8 protein-coding genes are annotated in these 8,350 nt (G+C 67.8%); 7 read left to right on the top strand and 1 reads right to left on the bottom strand.

Annotated features, from left to right (window positions below; genetic code table 11):
* Positions 1 to 306 precede the first annotated feature (306 nt).
* The gene (locus EX88_RS0121865) at positions 307 to 864 is read right to left on the bottom strand and encodes a MarR family winged helix-turn-helix transcriptional regulator (protein WP_081931369.1); all 558 of its coding nucleotides are present in this window, start codon (positions 862 to 864) and stop codon (positions 307 to 309) included.
* 98 nt (positions 865 to 962) lie between these two features.
* On the opposite strand from EX88_RS0121865, the gene hppD reads away from it, so the two are divergent.
* The 7 genes from hppD (at position 963) to EX88_RS0121830 (ending at position 8,105) form a co-directional block, all read left to right on the top strand.
* Positions 963 to 2,054, top strand: a complete 1,092-nt coding sequence (hppD, locus tag EX88_RS0121860) for a 4-hydroxyphenylpyruvate dioxygenase (protein ID WP_031374104.1) — start codon at positions 963 to 965, stop codon at positions 2,052 to 2,054.
* Positions 2,055 to 2,092: 38 nt separating this feature from the next.
* Complete coding sequence (locus EX88_RS0121855; protein ID WP_152566416.1) at positions 2,093 to 2,593, top strand: hypothetical protein; 501 nt, start codon at positions 2,093 to 2,095, stop codon at positions 2,591 to 2,593.
* 143 nt (positions 2,594 to 2,736) lie between these two features.
* A complete protein-coding gene (gene hmgA, locus EX88_RS0121850; protein ID WP_051885421.1) occupies positions 2,737 to 4,062 on the top strand; it encodes a homogentisate 1,2-dioxygenase in 1,326 nt (441 codons plus the stop codon).
* A 152-nt stretch (positions 4,063 to 4,214) separates the two neighbouring features.
* A complete protein-coding gene (locus tag EX88_RS0121845) occupies positions 4,215 to 4,847 on the top strand; it encodes a hypothetical protein (RefSeq protein WP_051885420.1) in 633 nt (210 codons plus the stop codon).
* A 99-nt stretch (positions 4,848 to 4,946) separates the two neighbouring features.
* The gene (locus tag EX88_RS0121840) at positions 4,947 to 5,960 is read left to right on the top strand and encodes a sodium:calcium antiporter (protein ID WP_036149804.1); all 1,014 of its coding nucleotides are present in this window, start codon (positions 4,947 to 4,949) and stop codon (positions 5,958 to 5,960) included.
* 47 nt (positions 5,961 to 6,007) lie between these two features.
* The gene (gene nhaA / locus EX88_RS0121835) at positions 6,008 to 7,234 is read left to right on the top strand and encodes a Na+/H+ antiporter NhaA (RefSeq protein ID WP_152566414.1); all 1,227 of its coding nucleotides are present in this window, start codon (positions 6,008 to 6,010) and stop codon (positions 7,232 to 7,234) included.
* Between the two features lie 4 nt (positions 7,235 to 7,238).
* Positions 7,239 to 8,105 carry an SDR family oxidoreductase gene (locus EX88_RS0121830; protein ID WP_031374098.1) on the top strand — a complete coding sequence of 289 codons (867 nt, stop codon included), beginning with the start codon at positions 7,239 to 7,241 and terminating at the stop codon, positions 8,103 to 8,105.
* Positions 8,106 to 8,350 lie beyond the last annotated feature (245 nt).

The raw sequence follows: 8,350 nt of genomic DNA, 5'->3' as shown, positions 1-8,350 counted from the left end.
TTGTCCTATCGAAAAACGGCGCACGTCCTGTGCGCCGCCCTCCGGGTCTACGGTTGACCGACAAAGCGGCAAAGCAGATCAAAATCTCGCAACGGCAACGGCAACGGCAACGGCAACGGCAACGGCTCGTCCGGTACCAGGGTAGGAGCGGCGCAAGCCGCGACCGCGGGGTTGCCAGCTCGCCACGCAAACGGCCGTCTGGCCCAACAGAACGTCGGCAACGACTCCGCGTCCCGCGCACGGATACGCACAACCGGGACTCGGCAACGTGGCTTGCCGCCACCGCCACCTACGACATCGACCCGCCTAGCGGGTCGTCGCCGCCATCTCCGCCTCGGCCTGCATCTCCAACTCGTCGAGACGGTCCAGCAGCCGGAACAGCGCCTCGCGCTCGGGCGCCTCGATGCCGTTCAACAGGCGCTGCTCGAAAGCCAGCGCCATCGGCGCGACTTCGTCGTAGATCTTGTAGCCGTCCAGCGACAGCTGCAGCACCGACCGACGGCGGTCGTCGTCGTGGGTGTCGCGCTCCAGGCGGCCGGCTTCGATCAAGCGGGCGACCGCGCGGCTGACCGCGACCTTGTCCATCGCGGTGCGCTGGGCGACCTCGTTGGCCGACAGGCCGGGGTAGCGGCCCAGGACCGCCATCACCCGCCACTCGGTCACGCTGAGGGCGAAGCGCTCGGAATAGACCCGGGCGATCGCGCTGCTGACCCGGTTGGACAGGACCGAGAGGCGGTAGGGCAGGAAGTGTTCCAGGTCCAGTTCGGCATGGCGCGCCCCGCCGGCCTTGCCGATTGGCGCGGTCTGGGGGCCGGACGGGACCGATTCGGGGACGGCATCGGGGTCGGATTGAGATCGATTCATGTTGCACTGTGCCTTGCTTATGGTTTCATGTGAAACTATAACGACCCTTTCGACAAGGCCGTCCGCAGCGGACCCGGCCGCCACCTGAGAACAATGCCATGAATGCGCAGCCCAACCTCGGCATGCAGGTCACCACGTTTGAGAATCCGCTCGGCATCGACGGGTTCGAGTTCGTCGAGTTCGCCGCCCCGAAGGGCCGCAGCGACCTGCTCCACGATTATTTCCGCAAGCTCGGCTTCAGCGCCGTGCTGCGCCACAAGACGCGTCCGATCACCGTCTACCGCCAGGGCGGGGTGAACTTCCTGGTCAACGAATCGCCCGACAGCTTCGCCGCGGCCTTCGCCGAGGCGCACGGCCCCTGTGCCGCGGGCTTCGCGATCCGCTTCAAGAAGCCGGCGAACGAGGTTTACCAGGCCGTGCTCGGCAACGGCGGCGAAGCGGTCAGCGAGCGCGCCGACACCCGCGCGATCGATGCGCCGGTGGTCAAGGGCATCGGCGACTGCATGCTGTATCTGGTCGACCGTTACGGCGACCAGGGCACGGCCTATGAAGACTACGAGCCGATCCCGGGCGCCGAGCAGAACCCGGCAGGGTTCGGCCTGACCTTCATCGACCACCTGACCCACAACCTGTACTTCGGCAACATGCAGAAGTGGTCGGACTATTACGAGCGTCTGTTCAACTTCCGCGAGATCCGCTATTTCGACATCAAGGGCGCCAAGACCGGCCTGGTGTCGAAGGCGATGACCGCGCCGGACGGCGTCGTGCGCATCCCGCTCAACGAGTCCAGCGACCCGAAGAGCCAGATCAACGAATACCTGGACGCCTACAAGGGCGAGGGCATCCAGCACATCGCCTGTTTCACCGACAACATCTACGAGACCGTCGAGGCGATGCGCGCGCAGGGCGTGGAGTTCCTCGACACCCCGGACACCTATTTCGATGTGATCGACCAGCGCGTGCCCAATCACGGCGAGGACGTCGCTCGCCTGGCCAAGAACAAGATCCTGATCGACGCCGACCGCGAGACCCACCAGCGCAAGCTGTTGCAGATCTTCACCCAGAACGCGATCGGGCCGATCTTCTTCGAGATCATCCAGCGCAAGGGCAACGAAGGTTTCGGCGAAGGCAACTTCCAGGCCCTGTTCGAGAGCATCGAGCGCGATCAGATGAAGCGCGGCGTACTATAACGGCCGACCAAAACCGCCGGCCAAGCCAGGGAATGCGCATGCTCAGGGAACTCGTCGATCTGTTGACCTGCCGGGAACTCGAGCCCGAGGAACTGCAATCGCTGGTGGCCGCGATCGACGGCGCGGCGGAGGATCCCGATCTGGACTGGATCGTGGATCCCTCGCCGGAAGAGCTGATGCAGAACGCGCTCGTGTTCAAGCTGATGGATCACATCGCCGTCGGCGACAAGATCGACGAGGTGCACGAGCAGATCAGCGATTTCTTCGCCGAGCCCCTGGCGGATTTCCCGCGTCATGCCGACGGGCGGTGGTTCCTGCCGGACGAGTATTTCGCCTGGCTGGACCCGCTGCTGGCCGAGCGCGGCGTCGACGGCGGCGGTTACGAGTTGATGCTGCTCGAAGACACTTTCAGCGAGAACCTGCACGCCCTGCTGGTCTGGCGCAAGGACAGCGCACGGGTGCTGGAGCTCGCCACCGAGCTGGCGCTGAGGATCGAACGCTCGACCCAGCGCTCGCTGGGGCTGCGCGCGATCATGTAACGCCGCGCCGCCCGCGCCGTACCGTTGCAGACACCGCTCCGCCGCCGCACCGATCCGATCCGCGCCCCGACCAATGGTGGCGCCCCACCGCATAGCGAGCCCGTATGAGCACCGCAGCCAACGACATCGACAACGTGATTCCGATGCCCAGCACCGACGCCCAACGCCAGCGTCCGCGCGGCTACATGAGCGGCTTCGGCAACGAATTCGCCAGCGAGGCCGTCGCCGGCGCCCTGCCGCAGGGGCAGAACTCGCCGCAGCGCGCGGCGTTCGGGCTGTATGCCGAGCAGCTCAGCGGTACTGCGTTCACCGCGCCGCGCAAGGAGAACCGGCGCAGCTGGCTGTACCGGATTCGTCCGGCGGCCATGCACGGCACCTTCGCGCCCTACGGCCAGCCGCGTTTCCATAACGACTTCGGCAACGGCCCGGTCTCGCCCGACCAACTGCGCTGGGACCCGTTGCCGCTGCCCGAAGCGGCGACCGATTTCGTCGACGGCCTGTACACCATGGCCGGCAACGGTTCGTCGGCCGGCCAGCACGGTTGCGGCATCCACTTGTATGCCGCCAACCGTTCGATGGAGGGACGCTACTTCTACAGCGCCGACGGCGAGTTGCTGATCGTGCCGCAGCAGGGCCGTTTGTTGGTCGCCACCGAGTTCGGCGCGCTCGAAGTCGAGCCGCTGGAAGTCGCGGTGATCCCGCGCGGCGTGCGCTTCCGTGTCGAACTGCTCGACGGCCCCTCGCGCGGTTATGTCTGCGAGAACTTCGGCGCCCTGCTGCGTTTGCCCGACCTCGGCCCGATCGGCGCCAACGGTCTGGCCAATCCGCGCGATTTCCTGACCCCGCACGCGTCCTACGAGGACCTCGAGGGCGAGTTCGAGCTGGTCGCCAAGTTCCAGGGCCATCTGTGGCGCGCCGACATCGGCCATTCGCCGCTCGACGTGGTCGCCTGGCACGGCAACTACGCGCCGTACAAATACGATCTGCGCCACTTCAACACCATCGGCTCGATCAGCTTCGACCATCCCGACCCGTCGATCTTCACCGTGCTGACCTCGCCGAGCGACACGCCCGGCACGGCCAACATCGATTTCGTGATCTTCCCGCCGCGTTGGCTGGTGGCCCAGCACACCTTCCGGCCGCCGTGGTTCCACCGCAACATCGCCAGCGAGTTCATGGGCCTGATCCACGGCGCCTACGACGCCAAGGCCGACGGCTTCGCGCCCGGCGGCTCGTCGCTGCACAACTGCATGACCGGCCACGGCCCGGATGCTCAGACCTTCGAAAAGGCCTCGGCTGCGGACCTCTCGCAGCCGCACGTGATCGTCGACACCATGGCCTTCATGTTCGAGACGCGCGCGGTGATCCGTCCGGCCGCGCAAGCCTTCGACGCCGCGCATCGCCAGCGCGACTACCAGGCCTGCTGGGCCGGCTTGCGCAAACACTTCGACCCGTCCAAGCGCGGCTGAGCGCGGGCTTCATCGCTGCATCCTCGCGCGGCTTTGGCCGCGCGAGTCGTTTGCACGGTCTTGCCGGCCGTGGCGTTTCGCGCCGCATTCACGCAAAACGGCTAGGCTGCAGCGGCCACCCGAACCGCGCCCCGCGCGCCGGAGTCCTGCCGATGAAGCGTTTGCCACTCCCCGTCGTGTTGCCCACCCTGTTGCTGGCGCTGGCCTTGAGCGCCTGCCAGCGCGAGGCCGCCGGCCCGAACGACACCGCGACGGCGCAGACCCCGCCGGCCAACGATCAACCCGCCGAAGACGTGCCGCCGGCGACCGCACCGGCGGTCACGCCGCCCGCGAGCGACACCCTGGCGCGCTTCGACGGCTACGGCGACCTGCGTTTCGGCATGAGCGCCGAGGACGCCAGGAAGGCCTGGGGCGGCGAGCTCAAGGGCGAGGCCGCGGCCGACGGCGGTTGCTACTACCTGAGGCCGATCTGGGCGCAGAACGCGGCCGAGTTCGGTTTCATGATCGAGAACGGCAAGTTCGCCCGCGTCGACGTCGGCAACGACAAGGAGACCGCGCCCGGCGGCGGCAAGCGCGGCATGAGCGCGGACGAGATCCGCAAGCTCTACGCCGGCCGGGTCGAGGAGCAGCCGCACAAGTACGTCGACGGCGGCAAGAATCTGCGCATCGGCGACGCCGGCGGCGGTGCCGGCGCCCTGGTGTTCGAGACCGATGCTGCCGGCAAGGTCACGGCCTGGCGCATCGGCGTGCCGCCGCAGGTCGACTATGTCGAAGGCTGCTCCTGAGGCCGGCAACGAACGAAGCGGCCGCCGCGAGGCGGCGAAAGCGCAACCTGGCCCGGCCTGAGCATAGAATCGGCCATTGACCGCAAGGGGATGATCGTCATGTTCGAAGCTGTCGGCTTATTCGTACTCGGCCTGGTACTGCTGGCCCTGGGCGGCGATTCGATCGTCAAGGGCGCCTCGGGCCTGGCCCAGCGCTTCGGCGCCTCGCCGTTCGCGGCCGGCCTGGTGTTGGTCGCGTTCGGCACCTCGCTGCCGGAACTCGCGGTCAACCTGCAGGCGGTGGTGCGCGGCCAGCAGGCGCTCGCGCTCGGCAATGCGGTCGGCAGCAACGTAGTCAATTTCGGCCTGACCCTCGGCCTGGCCGCGCTCGCCGCACCGCTGTTGGTGCGTTGGCGCGCCTTGGCGCCGCTGCTGCTGGTGCTGTTGCTCGGCACCCTGGCGGTGATCGGCCTGGGCCTGGACGGCGTGCTCAGCCGCGGCGAAGGCATCGTCATGCTGCTGGCGTTCGTCGCGGTGGTCGCCTATGCGATCGCGCGCACCCGTAGCGAGGCGCCGGAGCTGCAGGACGCCATCGCCGCTTTCGCCCAGACCCAGACCCACCTCGGCCTGAATCTGGTGCGGGTGTTGATCGCGTTGGTGCTGATGCACCTGGGCGCCTATCTGATCATCGGCGGCGACGGCCTGTGGAGCCTCGGCGCCTCGCCGGCGCTGGCGGCCGGTTTCGGTTCGCCGAATGCGGCCATCATCGGTGCCGCGATGGGTCTTTCGCCGCTGCTGACCGGTCTGCTGCCGGTGGCGATCGGCACCGCGCTGCCCGAGGCCATGGCCGCGGTCGCCGCGGCGCGGCGCGGGCAGGGCGACATCGTCGTCGGCCACGTGGTCGGCTCGAGTCTGTTCAATCTGCTGATCGTGATCGGCGGCATGGCGGCCTGGCACAGCGTGCCGCTGCCGGCCTCGTTCGTGCGTTTCGAGCTGCCCGCCGCGGCGGTGTTCGCGCTGATGCTGTACCCGATGCTGCGGGGCGACCTGCGCGTGAGCAAGCGCGAGGGCACGATCCTGCTCGTGGGGCTGTTGGGCTGGATCGGCTTCGAAGTGCTGATGCTGCTGCGCTGAGCGGCCATTGACGCGGGGCGGACCGTTGCCGTCGATATAATGGCCGGATGAGCGAACTCACCCCCACGCGCTTGCCGCGACGCGCGTTGCGCGCGCTGAGCGAATTCTTCCGTCTGGAAGCCGCCGGCGGCATCGTCCTCATCGTCGCCGCGGTGCTGGCCCTGATCGCCGCCAACTCGCCGCTGCAAACCGCGTACGAGGCCTTCCGCGAGATCCCGGTGCAGGTGCGCATCGGCGCGCTCGACATCGCCAAGCCCTTGTTGCTGTGGATCAACGACGGCCTGATGGCGGTCTTCTTCCTGGTCGTCGCCCTGGAGATCAAGCGCGAGGCCCTCAGCGGACAATTGGCCGAGCGCTCGCAACTGGTGCTGCCGATGGTCTGCGCCGCCGCCGGCGTGATCGTGCCAGCCTTGCTGTTCGTCGCGCTCAACCGCGGCGATGCCGCCGCGATGCGCGGCTGGGCGGTGCCGACCGCGACCGACATCGCCTTCGCCCTCGGCGTGCTGGCCTTGCTCGGTTCGCGCGTGCCGGTGGCGATGAAGCTGTTGCTGTCGACGATCGCGGTGGTCGACGACCTGATCGCGATCCTGATCATCGCCTTCTTCTATTCGCACGGCCTGTCGGTCACCGCGCTGATGTGGGCGGCGGTGGCGCTGGCCGGCATGTGGGTGCTCAATCGCCGCGGCGTGACCTCGCTGGGGCCGTATCTCGCGCTCGGCGTGGTGTTGTGGGTGTGCGTTCTGAAGTCCGGCGTGCATGCGACCCTGGCCGGCGTCGCCACCGGCCTGATGATCCCGCACGTCGACAAGCGCAATGCGATCGACGACGAGCACGAGCATTCGCCGCTGGAAACCCTGGAACACGCGCTGCACCCGTGGGTGGCCTACGCGATCCTGCCGTTGTTCGCCTTCGTCAACGCCGGCCTGTCGCTGAGCGGGGTCAAGCTCGAAGACGCGACCGCGGCGCTGCCGATGGGCATCGTGCTGGGCCTGGTGGTCGGCAAGCCGGTCGGCATCGTCGGTGCGGCGCTGCTGATGCGCGTGCTCGGCTGGGCCCGGTTCCCCGCCGGCATGGACCTGCGCGCGATGATCGGCCTGGGTTTGATGTGCGGCATCGGTTTTACGATGAGTTTGTTCATCGCTTCGTTGGCCTACCAAGACCCGTTGCGTTACGAAGAGGCCGTGCTCGGCATCCTCGGCGCGTCGCTGTTGTCGGCGGTGGTCGGTTATTTCTGGTTGCGCGCGGTGCTGCCGGCGCGGAGTGCGCAGGGCTGAACGCATGAAACACGCTTTGGTTTTGGGGGGCAGCGGCCAGATCGGCGTGCCCTTGCTGCAACGGCTGTATCACGCCGGATGGCGGGTCACCGGGATCTCGCGCCACGAGCAGCACGACCGCCCCGGCTTGCATTGGCTGCAGGGCGATCTGTCGTCGATGCCGGCGTTGCCGGCGCGCGTCGATGCGATCTTCAGCTGCGGTCCGCTGCTGAAGTTCGCCAAGTGGTACGAACAATCGGGCATCGAGGCCTCGCGCGTGGTCGCGTTCGGCTCGACCAGCGCCGAGACCAAGCGCGGTTCGGCCGATGCCGACGAGCGCCGGGTCGCCCAGGAACTGCGCGAGGGCGAGGCCGCCTTGTTCGCCGCGGCGGTGCCGCGCAACGATGCGGTGACCGTGTTGCGCCCGACCCTGATCTACGGTGCCGGCCGCGACGCCACCCTGACCCGGATCGCGCAACTGGCGCGCCGCCTGCGTTACTTCCCCTTGCCGCGCGGCGCCAATGGCCTGCGTCAGCCGGTGCACGTCGACGACCTCGCCGATGCCGCCTTCGCCGTGCTCGACGTGCCGGCGACCTTCGGCCAGGTCTATGCCGTGCCCGGCGGCGAAGTGCTGAGTTACCGCGACATGGTCGCGCGCACCCTGGCCTGTCTGCGCCCGCCGGTGCGCCTGATCGAGCTGCCGTCGCCGCTGTTCAACCTCGCGTTGCTTGCCGCGCAGGCCACCGGCCGCGCCTCGGGCCTCGGCGAAGCCGCGGTGCGGCGCATGCGCGGCGACATGACCTTCGACGCGGGTCCGGCGCAGCGCGATTTCGGCTATGCGCCGCGGGCGTTCCGGCCGAGCGCGGAGATGTTCGAGCCGCCGCGGGAGTAGTCGCGCGCGCCGCATCAATCTTGCGCCGATGCGGGCCGCAGCCCGTTAGGGTAGGAGCGGCGCAAGCCGCGACCGCGTCGTGGCGGTTGCAGCGTTTCTTGCCGCAGTGCAATGAAGCAACTGCAACTGCAACTGCAACTGCAATAGCAATAGCAATAGCAATAGCAATAGCAAAGCTTCCGCCCGCTAACGCGGCCGGGTTACTTTCTTTTGCTGGCCCAAAAGAAAGGTAACCAAAGAAAAGG

Origin of the sequence: Lysobacter antibioticus (assembly GCF_000731095.1) — a bacterium.
GTDB lineage: Bacteria > Pseudomonadota > Gammaproteobacteria > Xanthomonadales > Xanthomonadaceae > Lysobacter > Lysobacter antibioticus_B.
Note: the sequence above shows the minus strand (reverse complement) of the source record. Positions and strands in the feature narration are given on the sequence as shown.

What these genes read in the sequence shown, in the direction of transcription:
- EX88_RS0121865 (WP_081931369.1), bottom strand. Translation starts at nt 864, where the DNA reads ATGAATCGATCTCAATCCGACCCCGATGCCGTCCCCGAATCGGTCCCG.
- hppD (WP_031374104.1), top strand. Translation starts at nt 963, where the DNA reads ATGAATGCGCAGCCCAACCTCGGCATGCAGGTCACCACGTTTGAGAAT.
- EX88_RS0121855 (WP_152566416.1), top strand. Translation starts at nt 2,093, where the DNA reads ATGCTCAGGGAACTCGTCGATCTGTTGACCTGCCGGGAACTCGAGCCC.
- hmgA (WP_051885421.1), top strand. Translation starts at nt 2,737, where the DNA reads ATGCCCAGCACCGACGCCCAACGCCAGCGTCCGCGCGGCTACATGAGC.
- EX88_RS0121845 (WP_051885420.1), top strand. Translation starts at nt 4,215, where the DNA reads ATGAAGCGTTTGCCACTCCCCGTCGTGTTGCCCACCCTGTTGCTGGCG.
- EX88_RS0121840 (WP_036149804.1), top strand. Translation starts at nt 4,947, where the DNA reads ATGTTCGAAGCTGTCGGCTTATTCGTACTCGGCCTGGTACTGCTGGCC.
- nhaA (WP_152566414.1), top strand. Translation starts at nt 6,008, where the DNA reads ATGAGCGAACTCACCCCCACGCGCTTGCCGCGACGCGCGTTGCGCGCG.
- EX88_RS0121830 (WP_031374098.1), top strand. Translation starts at nt 7,239, where the DNA reads ATGAAACACGCTTTGGTTTTGGGGGGCAGCGGCCAGATCGGCGTGCCC.